Annotated in this window: 16 protein-coding genes; 7 read left to right on the forward strand and 9 right to left on the reverse strand. The window is 60.9% G+C overall.

The features are described from left to right. Positions 1 to 22 precede the first annotated feature (22 nt). From purH to J5Y21_RS04540, 3 genes are read right to left on the reverse strand one after another with little or no spacing between them, the layout of a single operon-like run. On the reverse strand, positions 23 to 1,543 hold the full coding sequence (gene purH, locus J5Y21_RS04530; protein ID WP_210573240.1) for a bifunctional phosphoribosylaminoimidazolecarboxamide formyltransferase/IMP cyclohydrolase: 1,521 nt from the start codon (positions 1,541 to 1,543) through the stop codon (positions 23 to 25). Next, entirely contained in the window at positions 1,540 to 2,121 is a 582-nt protein-coding gene (gene purN, locus J5Y21_RS04535) for a phosphoribosylglycinamide formyltransferase (protein WP_210573242.1), read from the reverse strand. Before purN ends, purH begins: the two co-directional genes overlap by 4 nt. A 6-nt stretch (positions 2,122 to 2,127) precedes the next feature. Beyond that, positions 2,128 to 3,612, reverse strand: coding sequence for a DUF6350 family protein (locus tag J5Y21_RS04540; RefSeq protein WP_210573244.1), 1,485 nt, complete (start codon positions 3,610 to 3,612; stop codon positions 2,128 to 2,130). A 203-nt stretch (positions 3,613 to 3,815) separates the two neighbouring features. On the opposite strand from J5Y21_RS04540, the gene J5Y21_RS04545 reads away from it, so the two are divergent. Further along, entirely contained in the window at positions 3,816 to 4,541 is a 726-nt protein-coding gene (locus tag J5Y21_RS04545) for a M23 family metallopeptidase (protein ID WP_210573246.1), read from the forward strand. Positions 4,542 to 4,597: 56 nt separating this feature from the next. Here J5Y21_RS04545 and J5Y21_RS04550 read toward each other — a convergent pair. After that, a protein-coding gene (locus tag J5Y21_RS04550) for an IS3 family transposase (protein WP_246874942.1) occupies positions 4,598 to 5,940 on the reverse strand; the annotation gives its coding sequence in 2 pieces (ribosomal slippage) (positions 4,598 to 5,499 and positions 5,499 to 5,940; 1,344 coding nt in all). Positions 5,941 to 6,230: 290 nt separating this feature from the next. Here J5Y21_RS04550 and J5Y21_RS04555 point away from each other — a divergent pair. Continuing rightward, a complete protein-coding gene (locus J5Y21_RS04555; RefSeq protein WP_210573248.1) occupies positions 6,231 to 6,911 on the forward strand; it encodes a M23 family metallopeptidase in 681 nt (226 codons plus the stop codon). A gap of 4 nt (positions 6,912 to 6,915) precedes the next feature. Here the strand turns inward: J5Y21_RS04555 and pcrA are convergent, their stop codons facing one another. Beyond that, a complete protein-coding gene (gene pcrA, locus J5Y21_RS04560; protein WP_210573250.1) occupies positions 6,916 to 9,210 on the reverse strand; it encodes a DNA helicase PcrA in 2,295 nt (764 codons plus the stop codon). Between the two features lie 86 nt (positions 9,211 to 9,296). On the opposite strand from pcrA, the gene J5Y21_RS04565 reads away from it, so the two are divergent. Continuing rightward, entirely contained in the window at positions 9,297 to 9,599 is a 303-nt protein-coding gene (locus J5Y21_RS04565) for a chorismate mutase (protein ID WP_210573251.1), read from the forward strand. A 32-nt stretch (positions 9,600 to 9,631) separates the two neighbouring features. On the opposite strand, the gene J5Y21_RS04570 is transcribed toward J5Y21_RS04565, so the two are convergent. Next, entirely contained in the window at positions 9,632 to 9,952 is a 321-nt protein-coding gene (locus J5Y21_RS04570) for an antibiotic biosynthesis monooxygenase (protein ID WP_210573253.1), read from the reverse strand. Positions 9,953 to 10,055: 103 nt separating this feature from the next. On the opposite strand from J5Y21_RS04570, the gene pgi reads away from it, so the two are divergent. From pgi to J5Y21_RS04590, 4 genes are all read left to right on the forward strand, one after another. After that, complete coding sequence (pgi, locus tag J5Y21_RS04575; RefSeq protein ID WP_210573255.1) at positions 10,056 to 11,693, forward strand: glucose-6-phosphate isomerase; 1,638 nt, start codon at positions 10,056 to 10,058, stop codon at positions 11,691 to 11,693. A 67-nt stretch (positions 11,694 to 11,760) separates the two neighbouring features. Beyond that, a complete protein-coding gene (locus tag J5Y21_RS04580; RefSeq protein ID WP_210573257.1) occupies positions 11,761 to 13,248 on the forward strand; it encodes a glutamate-cysteine ligase family protein in 1,488 nt (495 codons plus the stop codon). A gap of 15 nt (positions 13,249 to 13,263) precedes the next feature. After that, positions 13,264 to 13,893 carry a DedA family protein gene (locus J5Y21_RS04585; protein ID WP_210573259.1) on the forward strand — a complete coding sequence of 210 codons (630 nt, stop codon included), beginning with the start codon at positions 13,264 to 13,266 and terminating at the stop codon, positions 13,891 to 13,893. A gap of 469 nt (positions 13,894 to 14,362) precedes the next feature. Then, positions 14,363 to 14,794, forward strand: coding sequence for a hypothetical protein (locus tag J5Y21_RS04590; protein ID WP_210573261.1), 432 nt, complete (start codon positions 14,363 to 14,365; stop codon positions 14,792 to 14,794). Positions 14,795 to 14,822: 28 nt separating this feature from the next. Here J5Y21_RS04590 and J5Y21_RS04595 read toward each other — a convergent pair whose 3' ends face one another. The 3 genes from J5Y21_RS04595 to J5Y21_RS04605 all read right to left on the reverse strand — a co-directional run bounded on the left by J5Y21_RS04595 (position 14,823) and on the right by J5Y21_RS04605 (position 16,306). Next, on the reverse strand, positions 14,823 to 15,653 hold the full coding sequence (locus tag J5Y21_RS04595; protein WP_210573263.1) for an Fpg/Nei family DNA glycosylase: 831 nt from the start codon (positions 15,651 to 15,653) through the stop codon (positions 14,823 to 14,825). Beyond that, complete coding sequence (locus J5Y21_RS04600) at positions 15,646 to 15,945, reverse strand: type II toxin-antitoxin system VapC family toxin (RefSeq protein ID WP_246874943.1); 300 nt, start codon at positions 15,943 to 15,945, stop codon at positions 15,646 to 15,648. Before J5Y21_RS04600 ends, J5Y21_RS04595 begins: the two co-directional genes overlap by 8 nt. A 118-nt stretch (positions 15,946 to 16,063) precedes the next feature. Further along, positions 16,064 to 16,306, reverse strand: a complete 243-nt coding sequence (locus J5Y21_RS04605) for a type II toxin-antitoxin system prevent-host-death family antitoxin (protein ID WP_210573266.1) — start codon at positions 16,304 to 16,306, stop codon at positions 16,064 to 16,066. Between the last annotated feature and the right edge of the window lie 35 nt (positions 16,307 to 16,341).

Below are 16,341 nucleotides of genomic sequence, written 5' to 3' on the forward strand. Positions count from 1 at the left end.
TCAAAGACCTCTAGTTTAGTCCCTAGTGTGCGAAGTGGCGCGTCCCTGTGAAGTACATCGTGACACCGGCTTCATTCGCAGCGGCGATGACCTCCTCATCGCGGATGGAACCGCCCGGCTGGACAACGGCCTTCACACCTGCGTCGGCAAGGATCTGGAAGCCGTCGGCGAACGGGAAGAACGCGTCCGATGCGGCGACTGCACCGTTTGTGCGGTTGCGTCCCTCGTCGAGAGTGTTAGCGCGGTCGACAGCGAGCTTCGCGGAATCGACGCGGTTTACCTGGCCCATGCCCACGCCCACAGCGCCGCCGTCGGCGGCAATGAGAATGGCATTGGACTTCACGCAGCGGATGGCATTCCATGCGAACTCGAGGTCCTTGAGGGTCTCTTCGTCAGCGGCTTCGCCAGCGGCGAGCGTCCAATTCTCCGGCTTGTCGCCCTCAGCCTGGTAGATATCACGGTCCTGGACGAGCATGCCGCCGGAGATCTGCTTGATCTCCTTGCCCTCGCGCTCCGGCTTCTCGGCGGTGAGTATGCGCAGGTTCTTCTTGGTCTGCAGCAGCTCTAGCGCGTCGTCGGCGAAGCTCGGGGCGATGATCACCTCAGTGAAGATCGGCTTGACCTGCTCGGCCATTTCCAAGGTGACTTCGCGGTTGGCGGCGATCACGCCACCGTAGGCGCTGACCGGGTCGCAGGCGTGGGCCTTCTTGTGAGCCTCGGCGATGGAGTTCTCAGAAACAGCGATGCCGCACGGGTTGGCGTGCTTGATCACGGCGACGCACGGGCGCTCGTGGTCCCAGCATGCGCGCCACGCCGCATCGGCGTCCTGATAGTTGTTGTAGGACATCTCCTTGCCGCCGTGCTGGGTAGCGCCGGCCAGGCCGGTGCCGTCGGAGGTGAGGCTTGCGGCCTGGTGCGGGTTCTCGCCGTAACGGAGCTGCTTCGAACTTCCCAGCTGCTCATCGAACCAGGTGGAAACAGCCGCATCGTACTGTGCCGTGTGCGCGAACGCGTCGGCCGCGAGCTGGCGGCGCTGGCCCTCGTCGAAGCCGCCGGCCTTGACGGCTTCCGCAACGTCCCCGTACTTGGCGGGATCGACGACGATCGCCACCGACGGGTGATTCTTCGCCGCCGCGCGGACCATGGACGGGCCGCCGATATCGATCATCTCGACGACCTCATCGAAGCCAGCACCGGAAGCGACCGTCTCGGAGAACGGGTAGAGGTTCACCACGACAAGCTCGAACGGCTTCACGCCGAGCTCTTCGATCTGCTTGGCGTGGTCGTCCTTCCGCAGGTCAGCCAGGATGCCGGCGTGCACGTGCGGGTGCAGTGTCTTCACACGGCCCTCGAGGACCTCTGGGAAGCCAGTCACCTCAGCGACCTCGGTGACCTTTACGCCTGTGTCCTTGATGCGTTGCGCCGTGGAACCGGTGGAGACGATCTCCACCCCGGCCTCTGCCAGAGCGGCAGCGAGTTCCTCAATCCCGGTCTTGTCGTAAACGCTGATCAGTGCGCGTTTGATGGGGGTGCGATTGCTCATGCTCGGAATTCGACCTTTCCAGTAGTTGAGGGTTCGGCGCGGTTCAACGTGTCCACGATGAGTGCGCGCTCGACTTCCTTGATGCGTTCGTGCAAGTCTTCTTCAGTCTCCCCCTCGCGCACGTCGACCGCACGCTGGGCGATGATCTCGCCGGTATCCACACCGGCGTCGATGTAGTGGACGGTGGTGCCTGTGACCTTCACGCCGTACGCGAGCGCGTCGCGCACCGCGTGGGCGCCGGGAAAAGCAGGCAGCAACGCCGGGTGGGTATTGATCAGACGACCTTCGAAACGCGCGAGGAACGCCTCCCCCACGATTTTCATGAAGCCGGCTGACACCACGAGATCCGGGTCCCCCACCGTTTCAGCGAGCCGCCGGTTCCAATCGTCCCGGTCACCCTCGAGCGCCACGACCTCAGTGCGCACGCCTGCTTTGCGCGCGCGGTCCAACGCCGGGCATTCCACATCGGCGACCACAAGATCGACCGAATATGAGCCCTGGTTATCCAGGATCGCCTGAAGCAACGTCCCCGATCCGGAGACGAGCACCGCTACAGAAGTCTGAGAAGTCTCTGCCACGGAAGATCAGTCTAGCTGCTCCTCGCTTTTCACCGAGATCGCCGTCGACCCGCCCCCAGAAGCAGCAGGCTTATCGACGTCCCCCTCGTCCTCGGGTTCCTCTGTTTCTTCAGATCCTTCGGCTTCCTCGGGTTCTTCTGCTTCGATGACCTCGGGCTCTGCTTCTTCTGCTTCTTCCCCAGGCTCTTCTTCTGCCTCGATGACCTCCGGCTCAGGCTCTTCTTCCGGCTCCTCTTCTTCTGGCTTCTCCTCTTCCTCGAGTTTCTCTTCGTTGCGCGTCTGCATGAAGTAGGCAACGAGCCAGGCGGCACCCGAGATGAGAGCTGTCCACAGGGCCGCGGCGAGGGCGAAGAACCACGGATTCGGGCCGACCCAGCCGTAGGCGCCGACCTCGCCGCCGGACATGAGTCCCGCTACCGCGGCGAAAGCAGCCGCCAGCGCAGCCGCGAAGACAATTCCGAGTCCAACTAAACGGCGGGAGAGCACGAAGTGGATCATCACAGCGGCCGGAATGACCAAAAGGACCGGGGCCCAGACTGGAACATCGCCGGGGATAGCGGCGAACAGCGGGAACGGCGGAAGCGGTACCAGCGCGGCGCCGAAGAGAGACACTCCGCCCTGGGCGATATCGAAAGGCGCGCCCAGAAGAACAGCCAGGGTGGACACCGCGGCATTCGGCAGATACAGCAGACTCAGCGCGACCAACGCGAAGCCGCCACCGGCACCCAAGGTCGGGAACTCGCCGAGTAGCTCGTTGATCCGACCGAACCCGAGCGCCAGGAAAATCAGGTACACGACCGCCGCGGCGGCGAGCAAGCGGAGGCAGAGGCGAACGATGGCGCGGGCGGCGTCGTAAAGCGAATCGGGCGCGCCGAGACGCGCAAGAAGCGCTTTCCACAGGCGGCCGCTCATGCCGCACGCCATGCCCGCGAGGTGGACGACGACCGGTATCAGGAGGGCCTTGTGGAGCGCAGGCGGCGCCAACGGAAAGACTGCCGTGGCATCTTCCACCATGAACCACGCGACCGCGGAAAGTGTGAACGGTATGAGCACGACCAGTCCGAAGATCACGTACAGGTCGAGAATGCTCACGCGTTCGCGGGTAGCCGCACGCACACGCCACGCGATCAGCGCCGCCACCCCAATGACAGGAGCCAGCGGCATCGCGCCGAGCGTCACGCCCTGAAAACTCACCGGAACGCCGTGCAGTACGAACCACAGCTCCGCGATCGACGACGGCAAAGCAGCGAGACGGCCACCCGTGAGCAGAATCGTCCCCAGACACACGACAACGATGCCGAGCACCACAACGAGGTTCGGAACACCCACGTACGGAAGGTAGTGCCGGACACGCTCCTTCATCGTCGTGGGAGCCTGCTCCGTAGCGGGTGTGCGGTTCGCGGCGTCGTTACGCTCCGCGCGGGCACGGCGACGGCTTATCGACGGTGCCGTGCCAGTCGATCTACTTGGCGGACTAGACTTCTTGCTCATCACCTTCAACTTTGGCACGTGGACGGTGCGATTGGGAGCTGGGACACGATTCAGTAACCGTTCCCAATCGCTGTGTAACGCATGAAGGTTCATACACGAATATATGAATCTCACTACTTAGCTTGCTTGCGGCGCTGAGACTCGCTACTGTTACTCCCCGTAGATAACAAAGAGGTTACGATTCCAGAACGAACCGTTACCCAATGACGATCTCAACGAGGTACACCTTGAACTCTTCGAGCGCACGCCGCACCGCAGGCAAGCACCGCAAGCAGAGCACGAACAAGGGTCGTGTGGCATTAGTCGCGGTAGCAACTGGCGCCGTGGCATCCGGCGGAATCTCCGCCGCATCCGCAGCGAACGCAGACCACGCAAGCGCAGCCCAGGCAGCGCTCGAGGATGCCACCGACGAGGCCGCCGAGGCAGCCCCGCAGATCCTCGCCATCAGCGAGTACAAGCCCGTGGACAACCTGTCTGAACAGCTGGGGAAGGCTGTTGAGTACGCAAAGGTTCGCTCCGCCGCCGATCTCGCTGCCCGCGCACCGCTGTCCGTGAAGCCGGCTGAGGGCACCTTCACCTCCGGCTTCGGTCCGCGTTGGGGCTCCTTCCACAAGGGCGTCGACATTGCCAATGCCATCGGCACCCCGATCCGCGCCGTGTCCGACGGCGAGGTCATCGACGCAGGCCCGGCTGGTGGCTTCGGCAACTGGGTCCGCCTGCGCCACGAGGACGGCACGATCACCGTCTACGGCCACATGGAGACCATTGACGTCGCCGTCGGCGACAAGGTCCACGCCGGCCAGAAGATCGCCGGCATGGGTTCGCGCGGCTTCTCCACCGGTTCGCACCTCCACTTCGAGGTCCACCCGAACGGTGGCGAGGCTATCGACCCGGCCCCGTGGCTGGCCGAGCGCGGCATCTCCCTCTAAAAAGTTTTCATTCCCCCCGGCTTGAACTAGCCCCCGAAAGTTGGACTGGTTTAATTCTAGGCGGTGAGGGCTTCAAGGGTCTGATTCCGATATTGCATCGGAGTCAGGCCCTTTAGTCGTTGTTGGATGCGTTCGGTGTTGTACCACCCGATGTACTCGTCGATCGCTTGGTTGAACTCTGCGACGGTGTCGAAGACTTCGCCGTGGTACATCTCTGTCTTCAAGTGTCCAAAGAAGTTCTCCATGACCGCGTTGTCGTAACAGTTGGCTTTACGCGACATCGACTGCACACCACCGTTGTCGCCGATTAGGTCACGCCAGGAGGCATGCTGGTACTGGAAGCCTTGATCGGTGTGCATCATCCACCCGGGTTCAGGTGCACACGCTGCGATCGCCTTGGACAAAGAATCGGTGGTAAACGCTGTCGACGGCGATGTGGCAACGGTGTGGGCAACGATGGAGCGGTCGAACAAGTCCATCACCGGCGACAAATACACCTTGCGGCCTGCGACCCTGAACTCGGTGACGTCGCTGACAAAGACGGTGTTTGGCTGATCTGGGGTGAACTTGCGGTCGAGCTTGTTGTCAGCGATGTGGCTGATCGTCCCAGCGTAGGAAACATAAGGCCTGCGTTGGCGGATCTTGGCTCGAAGACCCATCTCGCACATGAGTTTGTAGACGAGCTTGTGGTTGACCACCCAGCCCTGGTTGCGCAGGTCCAGTAGCACCCGCCGGTAGCCATAGCGATGCTTGTTGCGTTCGAAGCTTTCCCGGATCGCGTCTTTGAGCACTGCGTACTTATCCGGCTCGCTGAGTCGTTTCTGGTGGTAGAAGAACGTCGATCTCGGCATGCCCGCCGCATCCAAAAGGTATTGCAGACGATGCTGTGACTTGAGGATGACGATCGCCTGGACTTTCAGGCGCGTCCCTGGTTCCTCAAGTCCCGCAATTTTTTTAGATAAGCGTTCTCCGCTTCCAACCGCGCGATCTGACGGCGCAGCTTCTCTTCTTCTGTAAGCCGCTTCGGTGCAGACGAGCCTTTGGGTCTGCCCTTCGGCTTCGGCTTTAGCGCCTCATCGCCACCTTTGCGCCATTTCCGGGACCAATCTTTGACGAGCTGGTCTGACGACAGGCCAAACTCACGGGCAAGATCCATCCTTGTCTCGCCGGCAAGGTGGCGCTGGACAACTTCCTTTTTGACCTCGAACGAATACTGCTGCTTTGTCGGTTTCTCCACAAGACATAGCCTGCCATGCAGCTCAAACCGCCGATAGAAGTTGCGTATTGCGCTTGTCGAACCCCCGACGATGTTCGCAGCTGCTCGGTATCCCATGCCCTGTTCGAAACACTCCACCAACTGCTCGCGCTGCTCTTCACTTAGCGAACTTCGTGCTCTCAATGAAAACTACTCCCCACTAGTCGGTAACTGATTTCTCAGTCCAACTAATGGGGAGCAGTTCAGCTCACCCGGGGGGAATTTTTATGCGCTTTTCACCCCCGGCGGGAAATTCACATAATTCACTCTTGCCACACTAGCTAACTGCTTTTACCTGCATTTTTGGATGTAGTTTCGCCCTTTTCTGCACGTCAACAGCAATAAATGGCATTGATTGGGGTGGTTTCTGCCGCTAGCATGTTGCGAGTTGGAAAATGCCTATACTCCCGAAGCGTAAAAGGACGACAGACGACATGAAACGACGCCTCCTCGTCGCCGCCGTGGCACTGAGCATCCCCCTGACCGCTATTCCCGCCCACGCACTCTCCGTCTCCGTCAACGGACAGCAAGTCGATGGTCTCGGCCCCGCCCTGCCGTCGATCGGTGTGGCGCTCGACGACATTTTCTCCAAGGGCGCGACCTTCTCTGCCGCGGGCTACCAGGTCGTCTACGACCCCCGCGTGCTTCCCGAGTACAACGAAGAGGAAGCCACCGCCGACGTCCCGACCACGTCTGTCACCGATCAGTCAGGCACCACCTCGAACGGAAATAAGGTCGTCATGCCGACCCAGGGCCGCTTCACCTCCGGCTTCGGCCCACGTTGGGGCACCTTCCACTACGGCATCGATATCGCCAATGATCTGGGCACCCCGATCCTCGCCGTCATGGACGGCACCGTGATCAACGCCGGCCCGGCACGCGGTTTCGGCAAATGGGTGCGTGTGCGCCACGACGACGGTTCCATCAGCGTCTACGGCCACGTCCGCTCGTTCAACGTGAATGTGGGCGACCGCGTCTCCGCCGGCCAGCAGATCGCCGAGATGGGCAACGAGGGCCACTCCACCGGCCCGCACCTGCACTTTGAGATCTTGCCGGACGGCGAGAACCGAGTGGACCCGGTGCCGTGGTTCGCCGAGCGCGGCATCACCGTCTAAGCGGCTAGATCTTCTCCATCGGCACGCCGCCGATGAGCATGAGCCGCACCGTTCCACTCGAACCGAAATCGATGGTGACGGTCTCCCGCGGACCGACACCGTCAACGCTCATAACCGTACCCAGCCCGTACTTCGCGTGGTTGACACGGTCCCCCTTCGCCAGCTGAAGGTTCTTATTCACCTTCACGCTGCTCTCACTCCGGCGCCTCGTGCGTCGCGCGGGAACCGGACTGCCCCACGCGTCCGAGGAAAACGAGCGCTCCGGTTCCACCCGCCGCCAGTCGAGGAGGTCCTCAGGGACTTCCGCGAGGAAGCGACTGGCGGGGTTGGTCACCGGGGAGCCCCACGAGGACCGCAGCATCGCACGGGTCAGGTACAATTGCTCGCGTGCGCGGGTAATGCCGACATAAGCAAGACGGCGTTCTTCCGCGAGTTCATCCGGATCACCCAGTGCGCGCAAGTGCGGGAACTGCCCGTCCTCCCAGCCGGTGACAAATACGACTGGGAATTCCAATCCCTTCGCCGTGTGCAACGTCATCAGCGTTACAACGCCCTGTCCCTCATCCGGGATTTGGTCCGCATCAGCGACGAGGGAGACACGCTCCAAGAACGCCTGCAGCGATCCTGGCTGCGCTTCACCGCTGTCCGGGTCGAACTCCTCGTACGCCATCGTGTTCGCGGCATCGGACGAGAACTCCCGGGCCACCGACACAAGCTCGTTGAGGTTGTCCAGCCGTGCCCCGTCCTGCGGGTCATTCGAAGCTTCCAACTCCGCGCGGTAGCCGGTCACATCCAGAATGCGGGCGACCAAACCACCCAAATCCGGCATGCCAGTCACCTCGTTGACGAGTTCGTCCATATCAACGCGCAGACCGTTCAGAATGTCGACGAACCCGGAGATAGCGTTCCGAGAGCGGGACGAGATGGCATCGCCTTCCCCACCCGCGACGTCAATAAGCGCACGCCCGAAGCTGATCTGATGGTTGTCCGCATACAGCGCGACCATCGCCTGCGCCTTGTCACCGATGCCGCGTTTCGGCACATTGATGATGCGGCGCATGCTCACCGAATCATCCGGGTTCTCCAGCACGCGCAAGTAGGCGATGACGTCGCGGATTTCCTTGCGCTCGTAGAAGCGCGTGCCGCCGACCACCTTGTACGGAATGCCTGCGCGGATGAAAATATCCTCCAACGCACGCGACGAGTTGTTCGTGCGGTACATGACCGCGATATCGGAGTAGCCGACTCCTTTATCGGCCAGGGCATCGACCTCGCTGGCAATGAAACGTGCTTCGTCGTGCTCATTGTCCGCGACGTACCCGACGATCTTCTCCCCCTGCCCCAAATCTGTCCACAGCTTCTTCGGACGACGACCGGCATTCTGCGCAATCACTGCATTGGCTGCGGCGAGAATATTCTGCGTCGAGCGGTAGTTTTGCTCCAGCATGATGGTCGTCGCATTCGGGTAGTCACGCTCGAATTCCTCAATATTGCGGATCGTCGCACCGCGGAACGCATAAATCGACTGGTCCGAATCACCCACCACGGCCAGCTCCGGCGCATCCGCACCGTTACCGACGAGCGTGTGGATCAGCTCGTACTGCGCATGGTTCGTGTCCTGGTACTCGTCCACCAACACGTGGCGGAACCGACGCCGGTAGTACTCCACCACCTGGGGGTGGCGCTGGAACAGTCCGACCACCTCGCCGATCAGATCGTCGAAATCCACGGCATTCGCCTCACGCAGACGACGCTGGTACTCGGCATAGACCTTCGCCACCGTCGTCTCAAACGGATTCTTCGTCTTCTCGGCGTTCGTTAGTGCCTGCTCCGGACCGATCAGCTCATTTTTCAGGTTCGAGATCGCATTCGCCAGCGCACGGGGCGAAAACTTCTTCAGATCCAGGTTCGCTTCCTTGGCGATCATGCCGAGCAGACGCCGGGAATCATCCCCGTCATAAATAGTGAAGTTCGTGTTCAGGCCGTTGACCAACTGCGCCTGCTGCCGCAGAATACGCACGCACACTGAGTGGAATGTGGCCACCCACATCCGCTCCGCTTGCGGCCCGATCAGCTGACTGACGCGCTCTTTCATCTCCGTGGCAGCCTTATTAGTGAATGTGATGGCCAGAATCTCCCACGGCGCCACCCCGCGCTCCTGCAGCAGATACGCGATCCTGCGCGTCAGCACAGCCGTCTTGCCGGATCCAGCGCCAGCGACAATGAGCAGCGGGCTGCCGGAGTGTTCAACGGCTGCCTTCTGCTGCGGATTCAACCCCAAAATCAAATCTGTTCCCATGATGGCTCCTACCGTACTTGGCGGGGAGAACCACTCGTCCGGAGCCGTCCGAACACGCTGTGAAATTCGTGGCAGAATCAATGGTTATGAGCGTGGAGAACAGCGATATCAGGCACCCATCCGGCACCGACGACCCGTTGACCGACGAGGAGATCCAGGCCTACCGCCAAGAAATCGACCGGCTCGACCGCGTCATCCTCGACGCCGTGAAGCGCCGCTCTGAGATTGCTAATGCCATCGGCAAGACCCGCATGGGCTCCGGCGGCACCCGCCTTGTCCACACCCGCGAAGTAGCCATCATCAACCAGTTCCGCGACGAGCTCGGTGAAGAAGGCCCCAACCTCGCCGCCATTTTGCTGCGACTCGGCCGGGGCAAGTTGGGATCGTAGGGGCTGGGTGCTCTAGAGCGCCCTCAAACGAACTAGTCCTGCTCGAGCGAATCGAGCACGACTTCGAATTCGAGGAGTTCGGCACCGGATGCGACCGGCTTGCGGGGCTCCTCGCCGTCCTTGTGAGCGTGGGCGGCCTTGCCTTCGCCGGCCCACCAGTTCTTGTAGGACTCCTCGTCGGCCCAGCGGGTGACTACGAAGTAGCGGTCTTCGCCCTTGACCGGGCGCAGCAGCTGGAACCCCTCGAAGCCGGGCTGGGAGTCGATGGCGTGCTTGCGTGCTGCGAAGCGCTGCTCGAGCTGCTCGCCAGCACCTTCGGGGACAGTGATTGCGTTGATCTTCACGATGCTCATGGCTTCCCATTATGGCCGAAATTCGGGTCCGGGTTCCGTAAGTTTCATTAGTCTGGGAGGCATTGACCGCAGATCCTCTCGATGACCCCCTCTAGGAGTGGCAATGACCGACATCACCTCCACAACCTCATGGAACGAACTGCAGAAACTCCACGCGGAGAAGAGCAAGAAGACCTTGCGAGAGATGTTCGACACCGATAGTGGCCGGGCCGAGAAATTCACGTTCGACGCGGCAGGCCTGCACGTGGACCTGTCGAAGAACCTCGTCGACGAGGACGTTCTCAAAGCACTGGTGGCCCTCGCCGAGGAGGCGGACCTGAAAGGCGCGACGGAGAAGATGTTCACCGGCGAGCACATCAACTCCACCGAAGACCGCGCGGTGCTCCACACCGGTTTGCGCATCCCCGCGGAAGACGACCTCGAGGTGGACGGCCAGGATGTCGCGGCTGACGTGCACGAGGTGCTGGGCCGGATGCGCGATTTCGCGTCGAAGCTGCGCTCCGGCGAGTGGCTCGGTCACACGGGCCACACGATCAAGAAGGTCGTCAATATCGGTATTGGCGGCTCCGACTTGGGCCCGGCGATGGCCGCCAAGGCACTGCGCACGTACGCGACGGCGGGAATCACCGCGGAGTTCGTCTCCAATGTCGACCCCGCGGACATGACGAGCGTGCTCGACGATGCCGAGGCGGGCGAGACCTTGTTCATCGTGGCGTCGAAGACCTTCACCACCCAGGAAACGCTGTCCAACGCGCATGCGGCGAAGCGCTGGTTGCTGGAGCAGTTCGACGGGGATGAGACGGCTATCGCGAAGCATTTCGTGGCGGTGTCGACGAATGCGGAGAAGGTCGCCGAATTCGGCATCGACACTGACAATATGTTCCCGTTCTGGGACTGGGTCGGCGGCCGCTACTCCGTCGATTCGGCGATCGGTCTCTCGCTCATGGCGGTGATCGGCCCGCAGGACTTCATGCGTTTCCTCGAGGGTTTCAACGCGATGGACGAGCACTTCCGCACGGCACCGCTGGAGGAAAATATTCCGGCGCTCATGGGCTTGCTGAATATCTGGTACCGCAATTTCCACGGCGCAGACACTCACGCGGTGCTCCCCTACTCCGAGGATCTCTCCCGCTTCCCGGCGTACCTGCAGCAGCTCACCATGGAGTCGAATGGCAAGAGCACGCGTATCGACGGCACCCCGGTCACCTACGACACCGGCGAGATCTTCTGGGGCGAGCCCGGCACGAATGGCCAGCACGCCTTCTACCAGCTGATCCACCAGGGCACGACGATGGTTCCAGCCGACTTCATCGGCTTTGCCAATCCGAAACAGGATCTGCCCACCGCTACTGGGGAAGGCTCCATGCACGATCTCCTCATGGGGAATTTCTTCGCGCAGACGAAGGTGCTGGCTTTCGGGAAAACGCAGGAAGAGGTGGAGGCAGGTGGCGTCGATAAGCAATTGGCCCCGCACAAGGTCATGCCTGGCAACCGCCCCACCACCACGATCCTTGCGGAGGAACTCACACCGCATGCGCTGGGCGCTCTCATCGCGCTGTACGAGCACATCGTGTTCACGCAGGGCGTGATCTGGGGCATCAATTCCTTCGACCAGTGGGGCGTGGAACTGGGCAAGGCGCAGGCGAATGAGCTCGCTGGCGCAGTCTCTGGTACGGAAGAACCTGACACTGGTGATTCCTCCACCGATGCGCTCATCGGGTGGTACCGCAGCAAGAAATAGCCGCATATGAATGCAATGCGGGTGTGAATACGGTGCATCCCGCCATGCGCACGGATAAGATTTGCGCATGGGCGATGCCGTTTCACGCGATTCATACACCCCCAAAGAGCGGACCAAATACAGTCAAGCGCTCCTGGACGATCTGGAGATCTTCGATCGCCACCTCCAGGAGGCAGAATTCGTCGATCACGGCACCATCGGGCTCGAGCTCGAACTCAATCTCGTGGACGACACGATGGCTCCCGCGGGCTGCAATAAGGAAGTGCTCGCCGAGCTTTCCGACGAATTCCAGGCCGAGATTGGCCGATACAACGTCGAGGTGAACCACCCGCCGATGGAGCTGTCCGGCGACGGGTTGACGGTGCTGCACGAGGGGCTGGATGAGCGTCTACGGGCCGTCGATAAGGCAGCGCGAAAAGCTGGCGCGAATCTGGCGATGATCGGCACACTGCCGACGGTGACCACTGATTATCTGCAAAGCGACGAGTGGATGACGCAGGAGAACCGCTATTCCGCGCTGTCGAATATGGTCGTCGAAGCACGCGGCGAGCTCGTGCATATCGACGTCGCGCGGCAGGAGCGCTACCGCGCCACTTTCGATGACATCGCCACGGAGTCGACCTGCACATCGATGCAGCTGCACCTCCAAGTCGCGCCGAACCGCTTCCCGGAAGCGTGGAATGCGTCCCAGGCGATCGCTGGCCCGCAGGTGGCGTTGAGCGCGAACTCCCCGCTGTTCATGGGGCACCGCACGTGGCATGAATCGCGCATCCCGGTATTCAAGCAATCCATCGATACCCGCACGGACACCCTGGTCAACCAAGGAGTGCGCCCGCGCGTGTGGTTCGGCGAGCGCTGGATCACGAGTGTGTTCGACCTCTTCGAGGAAAACGTCCGGTACTTCTCCCCGCTCATTCCGGAATCCCGCACTGACGCGGGCAAACCGATGATGGACGGCAACAGCCCGGGCTTGCATTACCTGAACCTGCACAACGGCACGGTATGGCGCTGGAACCGCCCGATCTACGATCCGTCGCTGGAGCTGTCCCATATCCGTGTGGAGAACCGCCTGCTTGCTGCGGGCCCGACGACGATCGACATCATTGCCGACGCCGCGTTCTACTACGGGCTCGCGAAATTCCTGGGTGAGCAGACCCGCCCAGTGTGGTCGCGCCTGACCTTCGACGATGCGCGGAGCAATTTCTACGCCGGTGCCAGGGACGGCATTGGCGCGACGATGACGTGGCCGACGCTGGGGCGCATCGACGTGTCCAACCTCGTCCTCAATCATCTGCTCGACCAGGCTCATGAGGGATTGCGCCTCCTCGATGTCGATGAAGAACTGGCCGACAAGTACTTGAAGGTCATTGAGGGCCGCGCATGGCACCGCCAGAACGGCGCAACTTGGCAGCTGGATGTGCTGGATAAATACGGCCCCGGCACCAAGCCCGCGACACCGGAGCGGCAGGAAGCTCTGGCGAAAATGTTGAAGCTCTACTTGGAGAATCAGAAGACTGGCGCGCCGGTTCATTCTTGGTCGACCGACATCTCATAAGGCAAGATACTTGCCATGTCCGCGATCATTGACTTCATTGTCAGTTTGATGGATACGCTCGGCGCCCCCGGCGTCGGCATCGCCATCCTGCTGGAAAACCTCTTCCCGCCGATCCCCTCCGAGGTAGTCCTGCCGCTCGGCGGCTTCACCGTCGCCCAGGGTTCACTGAACTTCGTCTCGGTGTTCATCTGGGCAACGATCGGTTCCGTGGTCGGCGCGTACATTCTCTACGGCATCGGCGCCTGGCTCGGAGCGGACCGCCTGCGCGCCATCGCCGACTGGATGTGGCTGGTCAAGGCATCCGATGTGGATAAATCTCTCGCCTGGTTCGATAAATACGGCAGGCCATCAATCCTCTTCGGCCGCCTGATCCCCGGCATCCGCTCGCTGATCTCCATCCCCGCCGGCCTGGACCGGATGAACCTGCTCACCTTCGGCCTATGGACCACCCTCGGCTCCGCCGTCTGGAATTTCATCCTCATCTTCCTGGGCTTCAAGCTCGGCGAGAACTGGGAGGCCGTCACCGGCTACATCGACCAGTACTCCAAGGTCGTCTACGTGATCCTCATCCTGATCCTGCTCGGCTTCCTCATCTTCTTCATCCGCCGCGCGATCCGGGAGAAGAACGAGGCGCCGAGCGCTTAGGAAGGTTCTTCCTGAACCCTGAAATTAGTAGCGTGGGGGTCCCGAAATTGGTAGCGCAGAGTGCCTGAAATTGGTAGCGCAGAGTGCCTGAAATTGGAAGCTCAAAGGGCGTGAAGAAATTGCTCTGGGCCATGGCCTAGAGAAGTTCCCTTGGCAAGGTCTAGCGGAACGGCAGCTTGCTTTCTGCAGTTTCACGCTCCAGGGTGTAGGTTTCTCAAAAAGAGTAGTTTGGATTTCCACCCCGCTTCAAACAACATCACATGTGAGAAAGGCCACAATAGTATGTCCGCCAAGGTCCAGTACATTATTCAGATCGCTCTTGTCTTAGGAGCATTGACTATCGCTCTACTCATCGTCACGGTAGGAGACATAGAGCAGCCTGCTCGATCGACTATCCTCCTCGCCGGGGTTGCGATTGGCGCATGTTTCGCTCTTGTGTCCAACTTCGTCATCGAAAGGAAACGAAGAAATGAGCATCATGACTCTCAAGAAGGCGCTGGGGATCACTCTGGCCGGAGTCTCTCTTAGCACAGTTCTCATCGCTCCAACGGCGACAGCTCAAGAAGCCTGCGTAGGCGAAAGTCGCGAAGGAGAATCGCGACAAGAACCACTTGGACCTGGGAATAGCTATCGGGAGATCAAGTCCTTCCACCTGAATAGCTGCGAGGCGAAGGCGATGCATGATGAAGCTGCTTCCGGGAAAGACGGAGATGCCCTTGTGGCCGCCCTGCTGGGTTTGATTCCACGAGGAGGGCCAGTTGTGGCCCTGGCCCACGTCTTGGGATCTCGCCTAGATGCTCGCTTTGTGACTTCATCGCTCAGAGAAGCATCCAATAACTTCACCAACGGGGTCGTGGTAACGACAGAGGGTGGCCAAGTAGCAGGGGTCCGACCTCAGTAATTCGAGTACAAGAACGGAACCTCTCACCTTACTCGGCTTGTGAAGCAGGCTCCGGCTGACAGCTGGGGCACCACCAGATCACGCGCTCTAAATCGCCCTGTCCGCCCAGAAACCCCTTGGTGATCAAGGTGGTGCACCGGCGGCAGGGCTTTTTGTTGCGCCCGAACACGTAGGCGGTCTCGCCCGCGCGCTTCACGCCAGTGGATACGCGTTTGACCTCATCTTTATTCGCCCACATCAGGCGGCGTGCAATGCGCAGAAGCTTGTCGACGCCCTGCTCCCCCACCTCAGCCACCGTCCGCGCCGGATGGACGCCGCCGAGGAAGCAGATCTCGGCGCGGTATTCATTGCCGATGCCGGCGACGCGGTTTTGGTCGAGCAAGCTTCTGCCGATCTCCCGGTCCGGGTCGGCGAGGATGCGGCGCATCGCCTCGTCGTGGTCGAAGTCGTCGGCCAGAAGATCAGGTCCGAGGTAGCCCATCTCGGCCTCATACTCGCGCGCGGGGAAGACGTCGACAAGCCCCAAGGAGTGGCCGACGAGCTCGATGTCGCCGGCGTCGTCGAAAAGCTGGAGCACGACGCGCGCGGTGTGGCCGGGCTTCGACCAGCGAGCCCCAGCACGGTGCACGGACCACGTGCCTTCCATCTTCAGGTGCGTGTGCAGGATCTGCGGCTCAAACCCGGCGGCCCCGAACTGCATGAAAAGGTGTTTGCCGTACGGCCACACGCGCTCCACTGTCATGCCGGTGAAGTCGACGGTAGCGAACCGCGGTACACGCAACGATGACGCCGTCACCTCACGCCCGGTCATGAACTGCAGCCGTTTGGACAGCTGGTAGACGGAATCTCCTTCAGGCATCTGGCGCTCCGAACGGATTCAACACTGACACGCCCAATCGACGGAAATCCTTTTCATTGCGGGTCACCACCGTGAATCCACGTGAGGACGCGGTGGCTGCGATGAGGGCATCCCTCTCCGGAGCGGGATCCGGCACGTGGCTTGCGGCACAGCGCCGGGCCGTATCAAGATCAATCGGCACAATCCGCCCTTCAAATCCCTTGAGGACCGATTGATCTAACCATCTCTGGAGCCGTCTTGCCTGTTCTGGATCGCGCCGCCCGAGTCGCTTGATTCCGATTTCGATCTCCATGACAGTGACTACGGAAATGAAAAGTCCGCTTCGTTATGTTTCCCCACCCAGTTAAGAACTCCTCTGTCCGGTTGAGGTTTGTGGAACTGACTTATGACGTTTGTGTCGAGGAGATACATCAAAATTCCACAGGGCGTAATCCCAGCTGAACGTCCTCAAGCTCCACGTCGACTGGATCTTCGATCAGTAGTTTTTCCACGAAACTTTCGGGAGAGTGTGTCAGCTTTTCATATTCCCGGTAAGACATGAGTACGTGTGACGGTTCCCCCCGGTCAGTGATGACCACTGGCGCTTCCAATGCCACACGTTTCGCCTGGCTAAGCCCTTGATTGAATTCTCGGGCCGACATGAGATACGTCATCATAACCCCCTCAAGTAGTAACGTGACTACATTCT

Origin of the sequence: Corynebacterium sp. Marseille-P3884, assembly GCF_017942225.1 — a bacterium.
Lineage (GTDB): Bacteria > Actinomycetota > Actinomycetes > Mycobacteriales > Mycobacteriaceae > Corynebacterium.